The following is a 24,552-nucleotide window of genomic DNA, read 5'->3' as shown; positions in this document are numbered from 1 at the left end:
CAATCTCACAAACCCGCCCCGGCAATTGTATTATGGGCGATCGATCGGACATGATATGATTCTTTATTATTGAGTCCACAAAAACAAACTTTGTTTGTGGAGGATCGAATTCTATTCGCCGTAAAAAGATGATTGTTAAATCGAATTTGATATAACATCCAAAAAACGCTTAACCTGTTTTTCCCAAGTCCAATCCAGCATGAAATTAGCCGCTGCTAAACCGCGACTTTTAGCTTGTTGCCGATTAGTATAAACTTGCTCCAAAGCCTCGACAACTTCTGCCACATCAGACTCTCCCCAACCTTCTACACCGGAAAAAGGAGGAGTTAGTTTAACTCGTCCTTGACTCCATAAAGGATAGCAAATGTGGCTGTAAATCAAGTCTAAATGACCAGTATTTGCTGATAAAATAGTCGGAATTCCGCAGGCCATACTTTCCATCGCGACTAAATTAGTACCGCCTTCACAGCGGTTGGTGAAAACAGCGCAGTCGGCTTCTCGCAAAATTTGTCCGGTGAGGTGATTGGGAATTAAGCCTATGTCGATAAAAGAGTCAACGGGCAAACCGTTAGCCACTAACCATTGCGAAATTCCTAAACTTCCGTCCCGGTTGATATTGGGAAGTCCCGCAACGTTTCCAGTTTGTTCGATTCCTAGCATATACTGAGGCCAGAAGTTGTGCCATGTTGTTAGTAACAAAGCCTCTGGATGTTTGGCGCGAAATCGTTTGAAAGCGGCAATTACAATATCTTGACCTTTGCGATATTCCAGTTTGCCGCCGGAGAAAATGACGAAGCGATCGCCAAATAGATTAGATTTGGGTGCAGGATGGAAAATTGTTGGGTCAATTCCTTGATGTACCATCGCCACATTAGTCAAGCCGCAGCTTCTCAAAACATCGGCATTCCAGTTAGAACCGGCGACAATCACGCTATATTTTTTGGCTGTTTCTAGTGCTTCTGCTGTGATTCGCGTGTCTTCAAAAAATATGACTCCTATTTGACAATCGCTGGTAATTTGATTGTCAACTCCAGAGGATGCTAAATTATTCCCTAAAGCGTAAAGTACGGGAAAATTACAACTGATTTGTTTGTCGGAATTGGTTGCTACTAATTCCTGAAAACTTTTGTGCTTTTCAATGACAGGTAACAACAGCGATTTATGCAGCGGATTCATCGATTCTGAGGTGATTGATGGCGGTGTTAAAAGTGCAACTTCCCAGGCAGGATTTTGCCGCAGTTGTAGTGTTAAATTCAGGGCGTAAATTCCCCAGCCGCTGGTGATGCCGATCGGCCAACTGATGCCCATTCCGGTAATTTGTGGGGGAGTTTCTGGGGGTTGAAGCCGAGGCGGAGCCTCTGAATATGCGTTACCAGGCAGAGCTTGGTAACGAGTAGATTGTAGGGGCGGTGCCCCCGTGCCCGCCCTCTCTAGCAAGGCTGCTTTTATACGATCGCACACTCCATCCCAATCACCGGCTTTTTGCTGGCGAAACAGACGCACAGTGGGATACCAAGGGCTATCTTCGCGTTCCAGCATCCAGCGCCAATCGGGCACAAAAGACAGCAAAATCCAGACTGGTTTGCCCAAAGCACCAGCCAAATGCCCGACAGAAGTATCTACACAAATTACTAAATCGAGTTGCGAAATAATTGCTGCGGTGTCGGCAAAATCGACGCAATGTTCGCTCAAATCTTCAATTTGGTGTTGCTTTAATAAAGTAATATCGCCCCGTGATAAATCTTTCTGAAGGCTATAAAAACTAGCTCCAGGAACATCTAAAAAATTCACAAAATCGCTCAATTTACACGATCGCCGATGGTTGTTGCGGTGCAGCGGGCCGCCCGCCCACACGATACCTACTTTGAGTTTATTGTTCGGCTTTAAATAAAATTTAAAATCCTGTGGCGGTGCTAAATAAGGAATATTCGCCGGTATATTTTCCCAAGTAGTTCCCAGAATTCTGGGCAAACTTAGCAGCGGGGCTTGCACTTGAAAATCAATCAAATCGCTCGGCTTGACTCCAATTCGATCGACTCCGGCAATTCCTTCAAATAAACGCTTCAGCAAGACATGACAAGCCACAATAACTTTGCCGCCTTTTTGCTTAACTAAAGCTGCGTAGCGGATAAATTGTATCGTATCACCAAAACCTTGTTCAGGGTGCAATAAAATTGTTTTTCCCTGCAAATCAGAGCCGTCCCAAAGTGGTTTCTCAAAAGAGCGCGGATCCAATTGTTGAGTTTGCCAGCGCGATTCGTACTCCGCAAAACCACGCTCAAAATTTCCAGTTAAGAGCAAAGCTAAGGCTAGTCTCAAGCGCCAATTTGGCGAGTTGGGACGTAGTTGAATTGCTTTATTGTAGAAGTCGATCGCCTCTGCGACTTTTCCTTGTTCTTCGAGGGCGGAACCCAAATATAAGTTTGTTTCGCTCAGATTGGGATCGGTTTCTAGCGCTTGTTTGTAATGCGAAATTGCCTCGATTATTTGCCCGTTTTCCTGTTTGAGATAACCTAAACAACTGTGGGCTTCTGCGTGGCTGGGTGAGGCGGCAATTACTTGTTCATAACGAGCGGCTGCCTCTGCTTTTTGACCTTGTTTTTCTAAGGCCTTTGCTATGTAAAATTGTACCTGTGGCGGCGATAAGGCAAATCGAGGCGAAGCTTCGGTATCTCCGTTACCAGGCACAGCCTGGAAACGAGTAGATTGTAGGGGCGGTGCCCCCGTGCTCGCCCTCTCTAGCAAGGCTGTTTTTATGCTCTCTAGCAAGGCTGTTTTTACGCGATCGAATACTTCCTCCCAATCGCCCGGTGTTTGCTGCCGAAACAGCCGCGCTGTCGGATACCAAGGGCTATCTTCACGTTCCAACATCCACCGCCAATCCGGCATAAAACACAGCAAAATCCATACGGGTTTACCCAAAGCACCGGCTAAGTGGGCGATCGCAGTATCCACGCAAATTACTAAATCTAGTTGCGATATCACCGCCGCAGTATCGGCAAAATCGTTCAAATTGTCGCTCAAATCTATCACGGGAATTTGAGTTAACAAAGTACGATTTTCAGGCGATAAGTCTTTCTGAAGACTGTAAAAACTTACACCGGGAACATCTAACAATTGCAGGAAATAGCTTAAATCGCTCGATCGCTGAAAATCCTTCAAATGTTCCGAACTTCCCGCCCACGCAATCCCAACTTTGAAATTGCCATCGGAATTTAGAGAAAATTGCCAATGCGGCGGCGCAGCTAAATAAGGAACATTTGCGGGTATATTTTCTAAATTTGTTCCCAGAATATGAGGCAAACTCATCAGCGGTGCTTGCACTTGGAAATCGGGCAATTCATCCATCCGAACCGCCACTTGTTCGATGCCAGGAATCTGCTTAAATAAACGCTTCAGTTCTTGATAGCAAGAAAGGATTACTTTGCCGCCTTTTCGCTGCACAATGGCTGCGTATCGCACAAATTGAATAGCATCGCCCAAACCTTGTTCGGATCGGAGCAAAATAGTTTGCCCATTCAAATCTGAACCATCCCAAACTGGTCGATTAAAATTCAACCGTGGCAATTTTTTCGCCTGTTCTGTTTGCCACCGCCACTCGTATTCTGCTAAACCGCGCGGCAAGTCCCCAGTTAACAGCAAAACTAAGCTTAAATTGAAGTGACTTTTAACACAATTTGCATCAAGTTCGAGAGCTTTACTGTAACACAAAATTGCTCGATTTACGTCTCCTAATTGTTCAACAGCACTGCCTAAATTAGTAAGAGCTTCTAGATAATTAGGGTTCAAAGATATGGCTCGTTCCAAGCTAGAAATTGCCTGTTCTATTTTTCCCGCCCCCAAGCGTAACGTTCCCAGGTGATAGTGTCCTGCAGGATTGTTAGGTTCTGCTTCAATTGCCCGCTCGTAAAGCCGTTGAGCCTCGTCTAGCTGAGATTGTGTTTGCATCGCCGCACCCAAATTTACCAGCGCCGGCACGTAATTGGAATTGACAGAAAGTGCTTGATGAAAACACGCGATCGCACTTGGCAACTCGCCCTGCTGCTGGAGTATCGCGCCGAGATTGTTGAGAGCTTTGACGTAAACCGGATTCAGGGCGATCGCCTTTTGAAAGCAAGATATAGCAGCCATTATATTGCCTTGATCTTGCAGCAAAATACCCAAGTTATTGTGAGATTGAGCGCAGTTAGGGTCAATTTCGCTCGCGCGCTGATAATAGGTGGCAGCTTCGGCTAAATCGCCTGTTTGGTGCAGCGTCACTGCCAAATTCGTGGCGGTCTCTATCGAATTTGGCTGCAAAACCAAAGCATTTTTAAAATAAGCGATCGCCTCGGCAAATCTTCCTTGCGCCTTGAGAATATTTCCCTGATTAAACTGTCTTTGATATAATTCAATATTGGTTAGACTTTCTCTGGGCGGTATAGCTGGTTTATGCTGGACAATTCTTTCTCTCAGCGCCAAAGCAGCTTGTTCTAAAACTCCTTCCCAATCTCCCGCTGTAGACTGGCGAAACAGCCGCGCCGTGGGATACCAAGGACTATCTTCGCGTTGCAACATCCACCGCCAATCCGGCACAAAACACAGCAAAATCCACACGGGTTTGCCCAAAGCACCAGCCAAGTGTGCCACACAAGTATCTACAGAAATCACTAAATCCAGAGCCGAGATTGCCGCCGCAGTATCCGCCAATTCGTGCAAATAAGAGCTTAAATCTGTTACGGCTATTTGCTCTAACAAAGCGCGATCGTCTGCTGTCATTTCCTGTTGCAAGCTGTAAAAATCTGCTCCCGGAATATCTAACAGTTTTGTCAACAATTTTAGCGGTAACGATCGCACCTTATTTTGGGAATTTTTAGGATTTCCTGACCATACAATTCCCACTTTCAAATTAGTAGTTGGATTGAGAGTAAATTCCCAACCGGGCGGCGGAGCTAAATAAGGAACTTTGGCGGGTATAGTTTCTAAAGTTGTTCCCAGAAGATGAGGCAAACTCATGAGCTGCGCGCGCACTTGAAAATCCGGCGCATCCTCTGGATTAACTATTAACGCATCGATTCCAGAAACTTCTGCAAACAAGCGCTGCAAGTGCGGCAAACACCAAACAATTACCCTACCGCCTTTTTGTTTGACTAAATCTGCATAGCGGATAAACTGAATTGCATCGCCTAAACCCTGTTCCGGGCAAAGCAAAATAGTTTTTCCCTCCAAATTTTTACCATCCCAAACCGGCTGAATAAAGTTGTGGCGCCGGAACTGTTTTTCTTTAACTAGGAGTCGCCATTCGTACTCGCAAAAACCACGCTGAAAATCTCCCGCCAGCAGCAAAGCTAAACCTAAATTTAGGTGAGATTCGGGGCTAGCGACATTAAATTTAACTGCTTGGCTGTAGTAGGTGAGAGCATCCGCAAATTGTCCGCGATCGTGCAAAGCACTTCCCAAACTGGTGAGGGGATTGATATAACCGGGTTTGAGTACGATCGCCCGACGGTAACAATCGATCGCCTCTGCCATATTTCCCGCTTCCTCAAAAGCTTTGCCGAGATTGTTCAAAGCTTGTGGAAAGTCGGGTTTCAGCCTCAAAGCTTGCTGGTAGCAGGCGATCGCATCTTCAATTTTGCCCTGTTTGTGCAGGACAATTCCCAGATTGCCGTGAGCCTGTGCACTGGCTGGCGATGCCTGAATCGCTTGCTGGCAAACAGCTAAATCCTCATCCAACTTATCTGGGCTAGACAGTGAACTCAGATAAGCGAGATCAGTTTCTGCCCAATCCGGTTGCAGCGCCAGAGCTCGATCGTAGTATGCGATCGCATCGGAAATTTTGCCCTGTCGGATCGAGGCGTATGCTAAATGCTGCAAAGCCTCCACATCATTGGGAGCGATCGCGATCGCCTGTTCGTAATTCGCGATCGCCCGTTCGTAATTCGCGATCGCATCCTCCCCTTGTGCCTCCAAAGCAATTCCCAAATTCAAATAAGCCGCCGCGCAATTAGGATTGACTTGAATCGCTTGCTCGTAGCAGCTTATAGCCTCCGCCACATCCCCTTGCTCTTCCCGCAACAGGCCCAAATTAATCAGCGCTTCCGCGCAATTCGGGTTCAAAGAAAGCGCCCGCTGATATTCTGCGATCGCCTCTTCAGTCTCCCCTGCTTCCGCGAGCGCGCTGCCCAAATTGCTCGCAGTTTCCGCCAAATTACCGTCGATGAAGAGGGCTTGTCGGTAGTGCGCGATCGCCTCTGTTAGCTGGCCGGTATGCTGTTTAACAACGCCTAAATTGCTGTGCGCGGCTGCGTAATTAGGATCGATCGCGATCGCTCGCTCGTAACAAGAGATCGCACCGCCCCAATCGGCTTGCTGCTGCAAATCCACGCCCAACCGAAACTCTGCATCCGCCCCATCCGACGGGACAAATGCAGCAGCAACCGCGCCTAGAGCTTCCGCCACCCGATCGAAAACGTCCTCCCAGTCGCCCCGCTGATGCTGGCGAAACAGCCGCGCCGTCGGATACCAAGGACTATCTTCGCGCTGCAACAGCCACCGCCAATCCGGCGAAAACGCCAGCAAAATCCACACTGGTTTGCCCAAAGCCCCCGCCAAATGGGCGACAGCGGTATCGACGCTAATGACTAAATCCAGTTTGGCGATCGCAGCAGCAGTATCGGCCAAATCGCCAAAATGCGGGCTCAAATCTACGATCGACCTTTGATTCAACAGCGCGCGATCGGCCTCAGAAACCTCTTTCTGCAAGCTGTAAAAACTTACCCCCGAAACGTCCAAAAGCGGCAGAAACTGACTCAAACTGCACGAACGCTGCTTGTTTTTGCGGTGTTTTGGATTCCCCGCCCAGACAATCCCAACTTTCAAAGTGCGATCGGGCAAAAGTCCAAATTCAGCACCCGCTGGCGGAGATAAATAAGCAGTATTTGCCGGGATTGTTTGCAGATTTGTACCAAGAATATAGGGCAAACTCAACATCGGCGCTTGCACGTCAAATTCCGGCAGTGGCTCCCCTTTAACTATTAGCAAATCAATGCCCTCAACCGTTGCAAATAAACGGTGCAATTGCGGGTAACAGCCCACAATAACCCTACCGCCTTTATTTTTGACGATCGCAGCGTAGCGAATAAACTGAAGCGAATCACCTAAACCTTGTTCGGCGTGCAGCAAAATAGTCTTTCCCAGCAAATCAGAACCGTCCCATAGAGGCCGGTATTCTCTTGCCGAAACACTATTATCCGGCCCCGTCAAAAAACAGGAATGACCAGTGTGAAATTCTTTAATTTGCCAGCGCCACTCGTATTCAGCGAGACCATTTTCCAAATCTCCCACCAACAGCAAAGCCAAGGATAAATTCAGGTGAGCGCTAGCATGATTTGGATTTAAATGAATCGCTCGTCTGTAGCAGGATATCGCATCTTCTACCGCACCTTTTTCCAGAAATGTCCTGCCTAAATTGTTGATAGCTTCCACAAAATCCGGCAGCAATTCTAGAGCTTTGTGATAATAATCCAGCGCATCTTCTAAATTGCCCTGTTCTTGCAAAACAGTTGCCAGATTGTTGTAAGCTTCCCAGCTATGCGGATTAATTTCCAGCGCTCGCCGGTACAGCTCGATCGCCCTGAAAAGTTCGCCTTTTTCTTGCAGCGCCACGGCTAAATTAATCAGTGCAGGTACGAAATCCGGTTGAGCTACAAGAGCTTGCTCGTAATGTGCGATCGCCTCTTCCGCTTGACCTTGTTCCTCAAAAATCTTGGCCAAGTTGTAAGCTGTTTGAGGAATATTTGGAGCGATGGCTAAAGCTTCTCGGTAGTGCGGGATAGCGGCTTCTAATTCGCCCTTTTCTTGCTTGAGAAAACCAAAATTAATCCGCGCTTGAACGCAATTTGGCTCAAGAGATATAATCTGTTCGTAAAGGGCGATCGCCTCTTCCCGATCGCCTGTTTCCATTAAATGCTCTGCTTGCCGCAATAAATCCTCTAAAACAACCAAATTCTCCCCGCTGTTTCCGATCGCAATCGATGTCTCAATCCCCTGCGATTGCTTAGCTGCAGAGCCTTCTGCTAACCCTTCGCTCGCAATCGCAAATATTTGTTTACTCTCTTGAACTACGCTTGCACCTGTCATTTTGACAGCTACATAATCGAGGTCAGGCTTATGATTAGCCGTCATTGCGAGTGAAACGAAGTCAAGCGAATCTTTGGCAGACTCCTCGGAATAACTAGCAGTATTGGCGATCGCAAATAAACTCAAAGCCGCCTGTACTTCCTCAAACAATTCTTGCCAACTTTCCGGCTGACTTTGGCGAAAAAGCCTCGCAGTTGGATACCAAGGATTGTCTTCGCGATCCAGCAGCCAACGCCAGTCAGGAGCAAAAGAAAGCAGCACCCAAACCGGTTTTCCTAAAGCACCAGCTAAGTGCGCCACAGCCGTATCGACACTAATGACTAAATCCAGTTGAGATATAGCCGAAGCGGTATCAGCAAAGTCGTTCAAATGCGGAGTTAAATCCGGCACTAAGTGTTGGTGTAACAAAGTGCGATCGCTCTCGGACAAGTTTTTTTGTAAACTATAAAAAGCAATTCCCGGAACATCCAAAAATCGAATAAAATCGCTCAAGCTGCAAGAACGCTGATTGTCTTTCCGGCGCTTCGGACTTCCCGCCCAAACAATCCCTACCTTCAACTTGGCATCAGAAGAAAGCGCAAATTTGCACTCAGCAGGCGGATATAAATAAGGAACATTTGCTGGTATTGTTTCCAGAGTTGTCCCCACAATTCGCGGCAAACTCATCAGCGGCGCGTGAACATCAAATTCTGGTAAACCTTCCAAACGAACTGATAAATATTCAATGCCGGCAACTGTCGCAAACAACCGCATCAGTTCTGGATAGCAAGCCACCATAACTTTAGCCCCTCGGCTGCGAAGAATCGGCGCGTAGCGAATAAACTGAATAGAATCGCCAAAGCCTTGCTCGACGTGGAGTAAAATAGTTTTTCCCTGCAAATCCGAACCATCCCAAACCGGCTGTTTAAATTGCCTCGGTTGTAGTTGCGGAGTGCGCCACCGCCACTCATATTCAGCAAAACCGCGCTGAAAATCTCCGAACAATAGCAAAGTTAAGGCGAATTCCAGGTGGGCGATCGCGTTTTCTGGCTGCAATTCCAAGGCTCGACTGTGACAAGAAAAAGCTTCTTGAAATTCTCCTAAATCGACCAAAGCGTGTCCGAGATTATTAATAGCCTCCACGAAATCTGGCTTTAAATTTAGGGCTTGTCGGTAGTGGGATATTGCTGCTTTTGCATTGCCTTGTTCGTGAAAAAATGCTCCTACATTGTTGTGAGCTTCGGGATTGTTGGGGTCTAGTTTTACCGCTTGCTGGTAGCAGTTGAGAGCTTCTGCTAATTTACCTTGCTGCTGCCAAACTGTTCCCAAACCCATCAGGGAATATGTCAAATTTGGATTGATTTTTAAAGCGTGCTGGTAACAGGCAATTGCCTCATTTAAGTAATTCTTCTGTTTAAATATATGTCCTAAATTGTGCGCTGTTTCGTGCAGATTGGGGTCAATTCGCAGCGCTGCTTGGTAATATAAAATAGCTGCATCTATTTCGCCTAATTGCTGTTTTGACCAGCCCAAATTATTGTAGGCGAGTGCGGAGTTGGGCTGGATTTTGATGACTTGTTCGTAACTGGCGATCGCCCTTTGATACTCGCCTACATCGAGCAAAAGATTAGCCTTATTTAAATGTGCTTCTACAAAATCGCGGTTTTGGGCGATCGCCTTTTCGTAAAAGTCGATCGCCTCTGCAATCTTTCCCTGCTGTCTCGCCGCTATTCCCAACAAACACAGCACGTTAGCTGATTCCGGCTGCACTTCTATTATTTGCCGATACAAATTCTCAGCTTCTAACAAACGTCCCGCTTGGTGATGTTCCCAAGCTAATTTCAAAGAGTCTTCGGCACCCAGTGTACAGGCAGATTTCCGCAATTTTTTTTGAGAAGCCATAGTTGTCTTAGTTGTTTGGGAGTTCGCTAACTGGTAATTGCCAACTTCTTCTAATGTGTTAACTCTTCCTTCCTTCTTCCTTCTTCCTTCTTCCTTCTTCCTTCTTCCTTCTTCCTTCTTCCTTCTATCCTTTACATCCGTTACATAATCCGTTGCCGAACTTCCGACTTCCTTCTTGCTTCTTCCCCCTTCCATCGGAGTGACATCCGTTACATCCGTTACATCCGTTACATCCGTTACACAATCAGTTGCCGAACTTCTACCCCAACAAACAAGCTGCGGGGAAAATCAGATATTCTAAGAAAAACAACTTCCAGATAAACTGATAAAATGCCGCAATTTCTATTTTATCGTCCAAATCAACTTTCGCGCTCCAAAACCACATCAAACCCAAAGCCGCCAAATGAGAAACTGCCAGAAACACTAAATTAACATTAGACAATACGATCGCTCCCGCAAAAGTCGCGCCCAAATAACAAACCGTCAACACCCAGCGAGATAAATTAAAGACAGCCGGCTTGCCCAGCTCAATCGTAAACGTAGTAATATTATATTGCTTGTCCCCTTCCATGTCGGGGATATCTTTAAAAATGGCGATCGCAAACGTAAACACCACAACAAAAACCGTCAGCACCCAAACTTCCGCAGGAATCTCAAAAGACACACTCTCCAAACTCCAGCCAGAAAAAGCGCTTTTCGCCCCTCCCAAACCCAACACCCAATTAAAGTGCAAAAATAACCCTAAATTTACGATCGCGCCCCGCACCGTAAAAATGCACAGCGCCGCCCACAAAGGAAACCGCTTCAGCCGAATTGGCGGCAGAGAATAAGCAGTCCCGATCGCCAAACTAACACCAACAGTAGCCAGCAAAAACGGGCCTTGTAAAACAGCAGTCAAAATTGCTATAATTCCCGTTGCAATTACAATTAATTCCCCGGTTTTCCTAGAAAACGCTCCCGACGCGATCGGCAAATACGGCTTATTAATTTTATCAATTTCAACATCTTCTAACTGGTTCAATCCCACAATATAAATATTGCCGCAAATGCAAGCCAACCAGGCAAAAGCTAGGGGCAAAAGTACAGGATTAACAAATAGCCGCGAACTTTGGGCGATCGCGTACAAAGCCAATACACTCAAGCTAGTACCCACAATTGTGTGCGGCCGAGAAAACTCCCAAAATGCGCTCACCCAGCTTTGCGGAGCCGAGCCATTCTTATCAATCCAAGACTTGCCAATCGAATCATTGCCCATAAATCTCACACCCACGCCAAAAAAATAATATTCTGTAGGGTGCGTAATACGCACCTTACTCATTAACTCAAAACTCAAAAATTCTCTGATATATGCCTGTTATTTTACAGCACAAATCATGCCAAAACGAATCAACCCGCTCTGATATCCACGGCTCATCAATCCGAGAGCAAGTGCTGCTTGAATAGTCGTCCAACCGCTAGTTAGCAAACCCCAAATCGCGCTCGGAGTCAAAGCAGAATCGATCACCACATCCCAAAAAGGAGCAACAGATTTTGACCAATCAGCCGTGCGAATACTTGTCAAAGGCAAACTGCGGACAATTTCCTCATATTCCGGCAAAGAAATCACATAAGGCAAAGCATAAACCCGGTAAATTTCTGCCAATTGCTTTCTCTCTTCATCACTTAATTCACCCGCCGTTTCTCCCAGCGGGCGGTGACACCAAGTTGCCAATATCAAAGTTCCTCCCGGCTTGAGTACGCGGCAGCATTCCTGCAAAAACTTAATTTTGTCTGGCATATGTTCGCCACTTTCGAGCGACCAAACCAAGTCGAATGACTCATCAGGAAAAGGCATATTCAAAGCATCGGCCACCAAAAAATTCACATTGCTTTCAAGCCCAGCAATTTTAGCGCGTTCGGTCGCTCTGTTGGCCTGTACCGGACTCAGAGTAATCCCGGTAGCTGTAACGCTAGCGCCCGTTTTGTTGAGTTCGGGCGATCGGCTAAAATCTCGATCGACCCCGCCATCCAACTTTAAATTATTTTGAGCGATCCTCTTCGAGGGCTGCGCTAACGAACTAAACTTTTCCGTCAAATACAGCGTGCTGCCGCCGATCCCGCAACCGACATCGAGAATGCGGTAAGATTCACCCAGTGCCTTCTCTGACGGGACTCCAGCCCAAGCCAGCAGTTCTTCTATCAAATCTATCTGAGCCTGTCGGCGCTCTTTTTTCAAATTGCCATCCGGGCCGTAGTAACCGTGGTGCATATGTTCGCCCCACACCTGCTCCCACAAACCGCTAGAAGCGTCGTAAAGTTGCTGAATTTGCTGGTAAAGTGTTGATGTCATCGCCGGATCGCAAGTTATTAAAGGAATTCTACCGTTATTTTCCCGCTGTTGTCATAGAAATTGGCGATTGAGTTCGATCGGTCTCCGGCCTTCGCCAGATAGAGATGTCCTGATTTCAAGCCCGACGATATATTTGTGGGTTCCCTCTCAAATCCCAAATCCAAAATCTCAAATCTCAAATCCCAAATCTAAAATCTAAAATCTAAAATCTAAAATCGAATGACTGTCTCGCGAACCATTGCTTTGGGCTTTCTCGCTGTCATCCTCGCAGGTACTCTATTGCTGATGATGCCCTTTTCCACAATTGATGGAACTTGGAGCGATCCAATAACAGCACTGTTTACCTCTACTTCCGCTGTCTGCGTCACGGGCTTGTCGGTTGTGGATGTCGGAAAATATTACTCTTTTTGGGGGCAACTGTGCCTAGTTTTACTGGTGCAGATAGGAGGCTTGGGCTACATGACAGCCACGACTTTCTTGCTGCTGTTATTGGGCCGCCGCTTTGGCTTGAAAGACAAAATTGCCCTGCAACAATCTCTCGACAAATCCGGGCTAGCCGGCGTAGTACAACTGGTGCAGTCAATTCTAGCAACAACACTTTTGTTTGAATTAACAGGAGTGTTTTTGCTGATGACGGTTTTCGTCCCCCAATACGGATTTAAAGAGGGTGTGTGGTCTGCTATATTTCACAGCGTTAATTCGTTTAACAACGCGGGTTTTAGCATCTATTCAGATAATTTGATCGGCTACATCAATTCGCCTATGGTTAACTTCACTGTCGGTGGTTTAATCATATTTGGCGGAATCGGCTATGAAGTAATTATGGAAATGTACCTGTGGCTGCGCGATCGCTTGAAGAAAAGCCCTATCTGCACAGTTTTTTCCCTGAACTTCAAAGTTGTTACCACTACAACGGCTGTCCTTTTGATTTTAGGAATGCTAGCCTTTTTGGTGCTGGAATACGACAACCCTGACACTTTCGGCTCTCTAAATTTTCCTCAAAAAGTGATGGCAGCTTGGTTTCAATCTCTTACTCCCCGCACGGCGGGATTCAATACAATTGACATTGGCAAAATGAGCGAAGCCTCGCTATTTCTGACTATCGCGCTGATGTTTATCGGCGCCAGTCCTGGCAGCACCGGCGGCGGAATCAAAACCACAACTTTTAGAATATTGTTTTGCTGTACCACAGCAGTTCTCGAAGGCCAGGAAGATGTGGAGTGCTATCAGCGTCAAATCCCGCCAGCAATGATTCTAAAAACCATTAGTGTAGTCTTCGGTTCCATGTTGGTCGCGTTCACATCTGCAATTTTAATTGAGCTGACCAATCCCGAAGTAGAATTTATCGCAGCGCTGTATGAAGCAGTTTCAGCTTTTGCCACGGTCGGTCTTTCCACAGGGATTACAGCCAAGATTTCAGCGATCGGTAAGCTGGTTTTGATTGCTACAATGTACATAGGTCGGGTTGGCGTGTTGCTGCTGATGAGTGCTGCCTTCGGCGATCCAAAACCTAGGTCTTTTAAGTATGCTGAGGAAAGTTTGTTAGTGGGATAAAAAAATCCTGCCTCGTTGCTGATAATCTAAACAATGGGTGACAACCCAAATCAACTTTTACTACTTACCCAAAAATCAAAAGGAGGCGGCGCTGTCTCTGCTAAAATTTAAACAGCAAGACGCTCAGCGCTGGATATTCAGTGAACCTGTCATCTTTAAATTTTTTTCGCACTTTGCGCGCCGACAACAAGCAGTTTGCAGTTATTGGTTTGGGACGCTTCGGCAAAGCTGTGTGTTCTACTCTGCACGGTTTGGGTTACGAAGTCCTGGGAATTGACACCGATGAAAAAAAAGTAACTCAAGCTTTGAACGATCGCATTGCGGCTCACGTTTTGCAGTTAGATTCTACTGAGCCTAGCGCTCTTGCGGAAGCCGGTATATTTGAATTTGAAACAGTAATTGTTGCGATCGGCAATTATCTAGGAGAAAGCATTACCACAACCTTAAATCTTAAGGAAGGCGGGGTAGCTCACGTAATAGCCAAAGCTTCTTCGGAAACTCACTTAAAACTGTTGAAAAAAGTCGGCGCAGATCATGTAGTTTTTCCCGAACGAGAAATGGGCTGCTCTTTGGCCCGCCTCCTTACAAAACCCAGCATTTTAGAACGCTTTGACCTCGACCCAGCTCACAGCATCGTTGAGTTGCTAGTTCCTGAAAAGTTTGATGGCAAAACCATCTCCGAATTGGAACTCCGGCGCAGGTATGGTTTGAATTTGCTAGCAGTCGGTCGTGGCGACAAGTTCGAGATCAATCCGCAGCCAAGCGAACGCTTGAGAAAAGGCGAGGTGATGGTAGTAATTGGTTCTAACAAAGATATTAATCGCTTGCCAATTTAACAGATCGACATTTTACCCACATACAGCAACAGTCCTCGACTCAGAAACCCAGTGTCTTGTGTTCCGAGTGTCTCACTCCTAAGCAATTATTGCTGGATGTGTGACAATTTCAGACCCTCACAAACCCGGTTTATTTTAGATAAACCGGGTTTTCCTGTCCATCTTTATGTTCTAATTTTTAACTAAAATATGTAAATTGAATTTCACCAATTCTAGGGTTTTTTCCGCCTTTGCGACCCCCTTTGAGAACTTAGCCAGACACATTGCAAAAAATTTTAACAAGGTAGCAGCACTCGATCGTCGCGCTCCCGCAAACCCTAGGAGCGCTAGCCCTAAAATTTCAGCCGACTTTCAAGATTTTTTGCAAATAAGCTTTGCCCAAAACCAGTACCGCCAATACTAGAGCAAGTTCAACAGGCCAAGGACACGCCGCCACCAACCAAATTAACGAACAAATTCCAATAATTGCAGCTATGGGAGCCGGAATTCCGTCTAGCGTTCTGTTGTCAGTCCCGGCTGTCACCCACCAAGCAATCAAGCAGATCGTCAACGGAATTAAGCAACTTGCGATCATGATTTTTACCCCATCAATTTTTTTACATATGGCATCTGAGCATATTGTAACAATACATCAAAGATTCGGAAATGCGCCATTAATTACGGTAAAATTTAAGGTTAGGAAATTCATCCGCTGGGGTGATAAATTTTATAATTTTTAGCTTGGTCTCTCTCAGAAGGCAGAAGTAGGTTGGCATCAGGCAGGATTTAGGGATTTTTCTTTCTAGAGAAGTCCAGAAAGCTTTCTACCTTGAGAAGAATTGCGATGCGCCCCTCTATGCAAGTTATACTCAGGATTGCAGTCAGTTACTGTAGAGCGTGAATCCATGCTGGGCAAATTTTTTCGCAAGCCAGAATCAGAAAACATCGATCGCGTCCCCCCGGGTCAATACCTCGCCAACGGCTTTCCTGTGCTGACCTACGGCGATACACCCTCCGTCAGCATTGAGAGTTGGGAATTTAAAGTCTGGGGATTGGCAAAACCACAAACCTTCAGTTGGTCGGACTTCCAGGCCATGCCCCAAAGTAACTTTACTGCGGATTTTCACTGCGTCACCCGGTGGTCAAAACTCGACGTGCAGTGGACGGGAGTCAAAGTCACCGATTTTATGAACTGCATAGAAGTCGATCCGAAAGCTATGCACGTCCTGGAACACTGCTACGGCGGCTACACGACTAACATTGCGATCGCCGACTTCCTGAGAGAAGAAAACTTTTTCGCCCACACCGTCTTCGGCGAACCTCTATCCGCAGACCACGGCGGCCCAATGCGGCTCGTAGTTCCCCACTTGTACGCTTGGAAAAGCGCCAAATGGATTAACGGCCTGGAGTTTACAGAAACCGAAGAACTCGGTTTTTGGGAACGCAACGGCTACCATCGGCGGGGCGAACCTTGGGCAGAGGAACGCTACAGCGGTCTGTTTTGATGCGGGCGATCGGGAGCAAAGACGGGGCCACAGCTTCTCTATACAATCTTTGTTGAGGGGCAATCCGGTCTTTTACCGCTTCAATCTGCGGAAATTGCATCTTCTCGATCCCATCTTGGGGATATCTCACACCAGGGGTTCTATTTAATTCAACCAAAATACGTAGACCACACGATCGCATTTTGTACGTAATTTACCTGATAGATAAACTACTTTAACTCCCATACATAAGCCCCAAAAAACAAATATTCCCAGTTTAGGGTTAATAGAAAACTTCTGGAACTGTCAGTACCCACGAATATTACCGTATTTATACTTAAGTGTTTGCTATTGAGGATTTAGACTTGAGACTATAAAAAAAAGTAGCCATAAGCCCGATCCAAATCACTTAAGTTCATCCGCGCTCCCCTGCCCGCGACTGCAAGGTTTCAGACCACAATATTTATAATTATTTAGTGGGTATTATTAGGGATCGATCCCCCGCCCGCAGATGTGATAGAGAGAATTTATGAAGGATATGTAAAGCCTTGATAAAGAATATGTCAAACTTTACCTAAAGTGCGCCAAATACAAACAAAGTATCGCATAATGAAATTATTAAGACGATCGCACAAAAGGAACAGGTTTATGAATACCAAACTCTTATCCGCCCTAACAGCTACCGCCGCCGCCACAGCTCTGTTTGGCGCCGGAGCTCCAGCTCAAGCCTTCTCCTTTGGCACCAACGGCATCACATTCAGCCAAGATACCAGCGTCAAGTTTAACTTCAAAGAATCTCACGGTGGGTATACTTCCTCTTTGGGCATCTACAGTGTGAACAACTCGGCGGCCACTCTAGTTAGCACCCTGTTTTCGGAAACTAAATCCTCAGACAACGGCTCGAGTAACGAATGGAAAGGAACTCTGGGCAATACAGTCTTGGGTTCTGGCTCGACAGTATTCACATTCCTGGCCAATCAAATTTATACTTTGGGACTCAACAGCGGCTGGGCTGGCACTGTCTACTCGACCTCAGCCTTGAATACGCGCAACCAGCAAGCAGTGTTTGGCGCGCAATCGCAACTGTGGGACGCACTCAACACAGAAGAAACGAACAGCTTCGGATCTGCCGGAAAATTCACAAACGGAATAGGTTCTCTGTTCAATGGAGGCACACTAATCTCCTTCGACGATGGCGGTAACGGCAATGACGCAGACTTCCAAGACTTCACAGTCAGCGCAGAAGCAGTTCCCGAACCCATGACAATGACTGGTTTGGCTCTCGGTTTGGGTGGTTTGGTTGCAGCCCGCCGCCGTCGCGCTAGCAAGACGACTTCATGATTTTGTCAACCGGAACAATCTCCTCTTTTACGTGTTACAAAATAAAATTCAATTAGGAGGCGCGCTAATGAGAAATCGGCTCGCCTTTTGCTTGATTGGAAAAGTCAGAAGGCAGAAGTCATATCAATTCTGGTTGCACACATCCGGAATTGTTGACTGTTGACTGTTGACTGTTGACTGTAGAAGGAGGGGTCGCCAAACTGAATGATGGTTGAGTGTTGGATGTTGACTCGATTTTACGCCCGACTTTCCAAGGGCGGATTTGAGATCGGAGGGAAGTTCGGCCCCGCCCAGAATAAGGGATTTAACGGAGTTAACGGAGGGGTGTTGAGGGAAGAAGTCAAGCGTGAAGCAAGAGGATTTTTCCAACTCTCCCACTCTCCCACTCTCCCGCTATCTCCCTCTCCCCAATCAAAATTCAAAACTCACTCACGGTAAATTGTTCGATCGTACAAAGTCACCAGTACCGATTGAGGAATGTTAATGTCCGCCCGGATGCACGCTACTTTAATCGCCACTACAGCCCTGGTGTTTGTCCGTCGCACCTATGCTGGTTCGCGCAGCGTCCAATAGCGGACAATAAGATCCAAAGAACCATCGCTAAAGCCTGAAGTATCAACATCATAGGCTACATTTAAAGGCAAGTTAGTTCGCCTGCGGGGCAGGCCTATTAGTAAGCTGTTGTGCATTTAAATTGTATATTGAGGGCGCGATCTCCTGCCCAACCCCTACTCCCCACACCAGTAAAGATTTATTTGACTATGCAATTTAAATGCGGATTAGCTTACCCGCACTGAATTGGCAAATACGATCGCCTTCGGCACGATAACTCGCTCTCCCCGATCGCTAATAACTTGAGTTGAACGCAGCAAAATCTTTTCAACCGTACCTTCAAAGCCTTCCACAATTATCCGATCGCCCAATTGAAACGGTTCGTGCCACAGCAACAATATTTCCGATAAAAAGTATTTGAAGATGTCTGGGAACGGGAAACTAATCCCTACGGAACCAAGTCCTAACCAACTGATGATATCTGCAGGGTGCCAAGCTGGGAACGCCACGCAGGCGCTCAAACTGCCAGCAGCCCAAGTGAGAGTGTCAATCGATTTTAGATTTTAGATTTTCGATTTTCGATTGAAGCCTTGACCCCACGGATCAATTCGGGGGCTTGTATCCTGGATGCTTGATTGTCAAAAAATTAAAGAAGGCCACGCTAACACAAAAGATTGAGCTCGATCGCCCGACAAGAATGTTTGACTCTCACGGTGCGGGTGACTCCATCTACTCGTTCGCTAATCATTAAAACCTAATCAAAATTTAAGATTAGCAGCGCCGACCCCGATCGAGTAAAATCACAGCACTTGCCCGCCGATGGGTTAATCTGCTAAAACTAACAAAGTTTGATGATTTCTGAGAAATAACATACATGGTTGCTACATCCGTCAAGATTAAACACGAAGTCAAAGACTTGTCCCTCGCCCCCTTGGGAAAGCAACGTATCGAGTGGGCCGGCCGGGAAATGCCCGTTTTGCGGCAAATTCAAGAACGCTTCGCTAAAGAAAAGCCTTTCGCTGGCATTCGCTTGGCTGCTTGCTGCCACGTAACCACAGAAACCGCTCATTTGGCAATCGCCATCAAACTCGGCGGTGGCGACGCCGTACTGATCGCCAGCAACCCCTTGAGCACTCAAGATGACGTAGCAGCTTGCTTAGTTGAAGACTACGGCATTTCCGTCTTCGCCCTCAAAGGAGAAGACGCGGCTACCTACGAACGTCACGTCTACACAGCCCTAGACCACCGCCCCAATATTATCATCGACGACGGCAGCGACGTGGTAGCGGCCCTGATCCAGCACCGCCCGAACCAAATTTCCGACTTAATCGGAACTACCGAAGAAACTACCACAGGCATCGTGCGCCTGCGGGCCATGTTGAAAGACGGCGTGCTGACTTTCCCCGCAATGAACGTCAACGACGCCGACACCAAGCACTTCTTCGACAACCGCTACGGTACCGGTCAATCTACCCTAGACGGCATTATCCGCGCTACCAATATTTTGTTAGCCGGTAAAAATATTGTGGTTGCAGGTTACGGTTGGTGCGGCAAAGGCACGGCACTGCGCGCCCGCGGAATGGGTGCTAACGTAATTGTCACAGAAATCGATCCGATTCGGGCGATCGAAGCAGTGATGGACGGTTTCCGCGTCATGCCGATGGACGAAGCAGCAACAGTCGGAGATATATTCATTACCGTTACCGGCAACAAACACGTCATTCGTGCCGAACATTTCGAGACAATGAAAGACGGCGCAATTGTTTGCAATTCCGGTCACTTCGACATTGAAATTGACCTCAAATCCCTCGGCGCAAAAAGCACCGACGTGAAAACAGTCCGGTCTTTCACTCAAGAATATCACCTGAATAATGGCAAGTCGATTATTGTGTTGGGCGAAGGTCGTTTGATCAACTTGGCAGCAGCCGAAGGACACCCCAGCGCCGTGATGGATATGAGCTTTGCTAACCAAGCTTTAGCCTGCGAATATCTAGTTACGAACAAAGGCAAACTAGAGCCTGGTATTCACTCAATTCCCGTGGAAGTTGACAAAGAAATTGCCCGTCTCAAATTGGAAGCAATGGGTATTCACATTGATACCTTGACTGCCGAACAAATTGAGTACACAAACTCTTGGACTTCGGGTACTTAATCATAGTATTCTCGTTCCCAGGATCAGCCTGGGAATGAATGCAGCAAGGCTCTGCCTCCCTCATGGGGAGTCGAGGCAGAGCCTCTCGATATGTGTTCCCAGGCAGAGCCTAGGAACGAGCAATGACTAATGACTTCTTCTTACCAAATTAGGGAATCAAAATGGTTGAATGGATAACTAACACAATGCAGTCTATGGGCTATTTCGGAATAGGACTGTTGATGTTTTTAGAAAATCTTTTCCCCCCCATACCCTCAGAATTGATTATGCCGCTGGCAGGGTTCACGGTATTCCAGAACCGAATGGAGTTTTCACCGGCGATCGCCGCAGGGGTAATCGGTACAGTTTTGGGGGCGCTTCCCTGGTACTATGCTGGTAAATTATTGAGCGAAGAACGCTTGAGGAATTTAGCCGACAAATACGGCAAGTGGATTACTGTATCGGGGGCCGATATTGACAAAGCAAATAGATGGTTTAACAGACACGGCAACAAAGCCGTGTTTTTGTGTCGCCTAGTACCCGGAGTTCGCACCCTGATTTCCCTGCCCGCTGGCATCAATAATATGCCTTTAATTCCTTTTTTAATCTACTCAACAGGAGGTACTCTTTTATGGGTAAGTTTCCTGACTTTTACCGGATATAAATTAGGGCAAAATTATACACTTGTAGAGGAATATCTGGCCCCGGTTTCCAAAATAGTTGTGGTGATTATTGTCATTTGGTGTATTTTGTGGGTTGTGAAGAAGAATATGCAGAAGGAAAAATATCGCAAATAAATGCAAAATTTGTGAAAATAATCTGCCTTTATTTGCGTTCATCGGCGGCTACAATCACCATTTTGACCCCACCCCAAAACGCATACAACTTTCCGACAGGAGTCGTGCGTTATCAACCCAAAATTTTAGACTAAGGTTCAACCTCCCCGATTAATCTGGGGAGTAAATCTAAAAATCTAAAATGTAAAATCTAAAATCCACTGACTTGTTTCCAGCATCCTCTCAACCGTAGCGCTGAAAGATAGAGAGGGAAATTTGATAGAAAATTCTGCTATCTTGGCTACTTTTTTAAATTAACTTTTAAATGGGCGATCGCCCAAAAGTCACAGTGACGGGCAGCCTATCGCCCAAAAATCCAACTTAAATTTATACAAATATTTAGGATTGGTGGAGGTTTAGGCAGATAATCGTGGCAAAATAGGGAACATTCCTATCCGCGCTGTTAAGATATGTACGAAAAGATTGTAGCCCCGACAACAGGTTCTAAAATTACTTTCAAAGACGGTTTGCCGATCGTCCCCAATGACCCAATTATTCCCTTCATTCGCGGCGACGGTACGGGCGTTGACTTGTGGCCTGCATCCCAGAAAGTCATGGATGCTGCGGTAGAAAAGGCTTACGGTGGCGATCGAAAAATCAACTGGTTTAAAATCTATGTAGGCGACGAAGCTTGCGATGTCTACGGTACTTACCAATATCTGCCCCAAGATTCCTTAGACGCCATCAAAGAATACGGAGTCGCCATCAAAGGGCCGCTGACAACGCCCGTAGGTGGCGGAATTCGATCGCTAAACGTAGCTTTGCGGCAAATCTTTGACCTTTACGCCTGCGTGCGGCCCTGCAAATATTATGCTGGAACACCATCGCTACACAAAACTCCTGAACTCCTAGACGTAATTATTTACCGGGAAAATACAGAAGATATTTACCTCGGAATTGAATGGGCCAAAGGCAGCGAAATCGGCAAAAAATTGATTGAATTCCTCAATAATGAGTTAATTCCGGCAACACCAGAACATGGCAAAAAACAAATTCGCCTCGATTCTGGCATCGGAATTAAACCCATTAGCAAAACAGGTTCTCAGCGTTTAGTGCGGCGCGCCATTACCCACGCTTTACGGTTGCCGAAAGATAAGCAGCAAGTGACTTTGGTGCACAAAGGCAACATCATGAAATATACTGAAGGAGCTTTCCGAGATTGGGGTTATGAATTAGCCACCACCGAGTTTCGCCAACAGTGCGTAACTGAAAGAGAGTCTTGGATTCTGGGCAACAAAGAAAAAAATCCCGACATTAGCTTAGAAGATAATGCTCGCCAAATAGACCCAGGATACGATGCCTTGACCCCAGAAAAACAAGCCAAAATTCGTCAAGAAGTAGCCGACGTTCTGTTTGCAATTTGGGACAGTCACGGCAGCGGCCAGTGGAAAGAAAAAATCATGGTCAACGACCGAATTGCTGACAGTATTTTCCAACAAATTCAAACCAGGCCAGCAGAGTATTCGATTTTGGCGACAATGAATCTGAACGGGGATTATTTGTCCGATGCGGCTGCGGCCATTGTCGGCGGCTTGGGTATGGGCCCCGGTGCTAATATTGGTGATGAATGTGCAGTTTTTGAGGCGACTCACGGCACTGCACCGAAACACGCTGGTTTGGATAAAGTCAATCCCGGTTCCCTGATTTTGTCCGGGGTGATGATGTTAGAATACATGGGATGGCAGGAAGCAGCAGACTTGATTAAGAAGGGTTTGGGAGCGGCAATTTCTAACGGCGAAGTTACTTATGATTTGGCGAGGTTGATGGAGCCGCCGGTGCCTGAGTTGAAGTGTTCGGAGTTTGCTGAGGCGATTATTAAGCATTTCGCCGATTGAGTTTGAGGGCTTTTTTTGAACGGGCTCGCGTGCCCGTTCCACAACCAGTCAATTTGCTTGTGGGGCGGGCTTCTAGCGCTTTTTTTGAACGGGCTAAGCTGTGTTGCATCTAGATTGCCTATGGTATTAGAGAGGGAGAGGGGGAGAAGAGGAGAGGGGGAGAGGATTTGACGATTGTTGATCGGGACTCGAAATATGCAATTTAAATGAACAACAGCTTAGAAGCCCGTTCCACAATTAGTAAACTTGCTTTGTGGGGAGTAGGGGTTGGGCACGCGAGCCCGCCCGCTGTTTATTAAGAACGGGCTCGCGTGCCCGTTCCACAAAAGTAAACTTGCTTGTGGGGTGTCCTGCCCTCCTGAAAATACAATTTAGAGGCGGGGTTTATAATGATGGGACAGCCATGCCGCGCTCAACGGCGGGACGCTTTTGCACGGTTTCTACCCAACGTTTGAGGTGGGGGTGGTTGTCGAGGGTTAATCCTTGAAATTCGTAAATAGCAACCCAGGGATAGGTAGCAATGTCGGCAATCGAATAGTCGCCGCAGATGTATTCGTATTTTGCTAGTTGAGTGTCTAATACTCCGTAGAGGCGCAAGGTTTCTTTTTCGTAGCGCCCGATCGCATAGGGAATTTGTTCGGGTGCAAAGCGTTTGAAGTGGTTTAGCTGACCAAACATCGGGCCGACGCTGGCCATTTGAAACATCAGCCATTCCATAACTTGAAAGTATTTTTGTTTGTCTGTGGGCAGAAATCTGCCGCTTTTTTCGGCTAGATAGATCAGAATAGCGCCGGACTCGAAGACGGTGATGCCGTTATCTCGATCGACTATCGCCGGAATTTTGCTGTTGGGGTTGATGGCGATGAACTCTGGGCTAAATTGGTCGTTTTTTGTGATGTCGATGACGTGCACGTTGTAGGGTAAACCTATTTCTTCGAGCATGATCGAAACTTTGCGGCCGTTCGGTGTGGTAAAAGTGTATAGGTCGATCATAAGTTGTCCGCCTTTTCTCAAGCAGGTATAAACTATATTATAATAATTTCAGGCAAATAGCTAATCATAATGGATCTTATTGAAATTCTCAAAGACGATTATCAAAGATTTCCCGATAATCAGACTTACAGCATCTATGCAAAAGATGTTTATTTTGAAGACCCAGTGAATCGATTTACAGGAGTCGATCGCTACCGCAAAATGATCGGGTTTATGGGGACTTTTTTTCAGGATGTAAATCTCGATTTGCACGGGATTTCGCAGTCTGGAGATACTATAGACACTCGCTGGACTCTGAGCTGGATCGCACCGCTACCTTGGAAACCGAAAATGGCGATCGCCGGTAGGAGCGAACTGAAAGTCAACAGCGACGGTTTAATTGTTTCTCACATCGATTACTGGGACTGTTCGCGGTTGGATGTGCTCAAACAGCTTGTATTTCCTGTGAAAACTAATGTTTGAGAATTGTTCTTAGGTTTGTTAGCAATAAAAAATAGTGTTTCAAGAGCGAGATCCCTTTTTTAAGGCAAATATTAGCAGATAAACACAGATGAACGCTGATTGATTTTTATGGGTCGCAATTGATATCTGAAATAAATAATTTTAACTTATCTTGACATGGCAGCAATTTCGTGAGTTAGCGAAAATGTGCTGTGTCCGGCGGCTGCTTGTCGCCCAAA

14 protein-coding genes are annotated in these 24,552 nt (G+C 46.5%); 8 read left to right on the top strand and 6 right to left on the bottom strand.

The genetic code is table 11. The annotated features are described in order from the left end of the window. Window positions 1–135 precede the first annotated feature (135 nt). From QT984_RS01685 to QT984_RS01675, 3 genes are all read right to left on the bottom strand, one after another. Window positions 136–10,197 carry a tetratricopeptide repeat protein gene (locus QT984_RS01685; protein WP_333372930.1) on the bottom strand — a complete coding sequence of 3,354 codons (10,062 nt, stop codon included), beginning with the start codon at window positions 10,195–10,197 and terminating at the stop codon, window positions 136–138. Between the two features lie 64 nt (window positions 10,198–10,261). Continuing rightward, on the bottom strand, window positions 10,262–11,320 hold the full coding sequence (locus QT984_RS01680) for a homogentisate phytyltransferase (RefSeq protein ID WP_333208299.1): 1,059 nt from the start codon (window positions 11,318–11,320) through the stop codon (window positions 10,262–10,264). Window positions 11,321–11,356: 36 nt separating this feature from the next. Then, window positions 11,357–12,331, bottom strand: coding sequence for a methyltransferase domain-containing protein (locus QT984_RS01675; protein WP_333372928.1), 975 nt, complete (start codon window positions 12,329–12,331; stop codon window positions 11,357–11,359). 219 nt (window positions 12,332–12,550) lie between these two features. On the opposite strand from QT984_RS01675, the gene QT984_RS01670 reads away from it, so the two are divergent. Together QT984_RS01670 and QT984_RS01665 are read left to right on the top strand one after the other, a co-directional pair. Next, a complete protein-coding gene (locus QT984_RS01670; RefSeq protein WP_333053193.1) occupies window positions 12,551–13,885 on the top strand; it encodes a TrkH family potassium uptake protein in 1,335 nt (444 codons plus the stop codon). Window positions 13,886–14,025: 140 nt separating this feature from the next. Next, window positions 14,026–14,721 (top strand): TrkA family potassium uptake protein, encoded by a 696-nt coding sequence (locus QT984_RS01665; RefSeq protein ID WP_333053191.1) that lies wholly within the window; start codon window positions 14,026–14,028, stop codon window positions 14,719–14,721. Between the two features lie 340 nt (window positions 14,722–15,061). On the opposite strand, the gene QT984_RS01660 is transcribed toward QT984_RS01665, so the two are convergent. Continuing rightward, entirely contained in the window at window positions 15,062–15,295 is a 234-nt protein-coding gene (locus tag QT984_RS01660; protein WP_333053190.1) for a hypothetical protein, read from the bottom strand. A gap of 310 nt (window positions 15,296–15,605) precedes the next feature. Here QT984_RS01660 and QT984_RS01655 point away from each other — a divergent pair, with 310 nt between their 5' ends. Continuing rightward, window positions 15,606–16,205, top strand: a complete 600-nt coding sequence (locus tag QT984_RS01655; protein WP_333053320.1) for a sulfite oxidase-like oxidoreductase — start codon at window positions 15,606–15,608, stop codon at window positions 16,203–16,205. A gap of 627 nt (window positions 16,206–16,832) precedes the next feature. After that, window positions 16,833–17,525: a PEP-CTERM sorting domain-containing protein gene (locus QT984_RS01650; protein ID WP_333232161.1), complete on the top strand. Its 693-nt coding sequence runs from the start codon at window positions 16,833–16,835 to the stop codon at window positions 17,523–17,525. A gap of 779 nt (window positions 17,526–18,304) precedes the next feature. Here the strand turns inward: QT984_RS01650 and QT984_RS01645 are convergent. Next, window positions 18,305–18,598, bottom strand: a complete 294-nt coding sequence (locus QT984_RS01645) for a mechanosensitive ion channel domain-containing protein (protein ID WP_333053187.1) — start codon at window positions 18,596–18,598, stop codon at window positions 18,305–18,307. 353 nt (window positions 18,599–18,951) lie between these two features. Here QT984_RS01645 and ahcY point away from each other — a divergent pair, with 353 nt between their 5' ends. The 3 genes from ahcY to QT984_RS01630 all read left to right on the top strand — a co-directional run bounded on the left by ahcY (window position 18,952) and on the right by QT984_RS01630 (window position 22,879). Beyond that, a complete protein-coding gene (gene ahcY, locus QT984_RS01640) occupies window positions 18,952–20,229 on the top strand; it encodes an adenosylhomocysteinase (protein ID WP_333047387.1) in 1,278 nt (425 codons plus the stop codon). Between the two features lie 161 nt (window positions 20,230–20,390). Further along, a complete protein-coding gene (locus QT984_RS01635; protein WP_333053186.1) occupies window positions 20,391–21,005 on the top strand; it encodes a DedA family protein in 615 nt (204 codons plus the stop codon). Window positions 21,006–21,454: 449 nt separating this feature from the next. Next, window positions 21,455–22,879 (top strand): NADP-dependent isocitrate dehydrogenase, encoded by a 1,425-nt coding sequence (locus tag QT984_RS01630; protein WP_333372925.1) that lies wholly within the window; start codon window positions 21,455–21,457, stop codon window positions 22,877–22,879. Between the two features lie 384 nt (window positions 22,880–23,263). Here the strand turns inward: QT984_RS01630 and QT984_RS01625 are convergent, their stop codons facing one another. Beyond that, window positions 23,264–23,872, bottom strand: coding sequence for a glutathione S-transferase N-terminal domain-containing protein (locus QT984_RS01625; RefSeq protein WP_333053183.1), 609 nt, complete (start codon window positions 23,870–23,872; stop codon window positions 23,264–23,266). 69 nt (window positions 23,873–23,941) lie between these two features. Between QT984_RS01625 and QT984_RS01620 the strand changes: the two genes are divergently transcribed. Continuing rightward, complete coding sequence (locus tag QT984_RS01620) at window positions 23,942–24,334, top strand: DUF2358 domain-containing protein (protein ID WP_333372922.1); 393 nt, start codon at window positions 23,942–23,944, stop codon at window positions 24,332–24,334. Window positions 24,335–24,552: the final 218 nt, after the last annotated feature.

Source organism: Microcoleus sp. Z1_B2 (genome assembly GCF_036700325.1).
GTDB lineage: Bacteria > Cyanobacteriota > Cyanobacteriia > Cyanobacteriales > Microcoleaceae > Microcoleus.
Note: the sequence above shows the minus strand (reverse complement) of the source record. Positions and strands in the feature narration are given on the sequence as shown.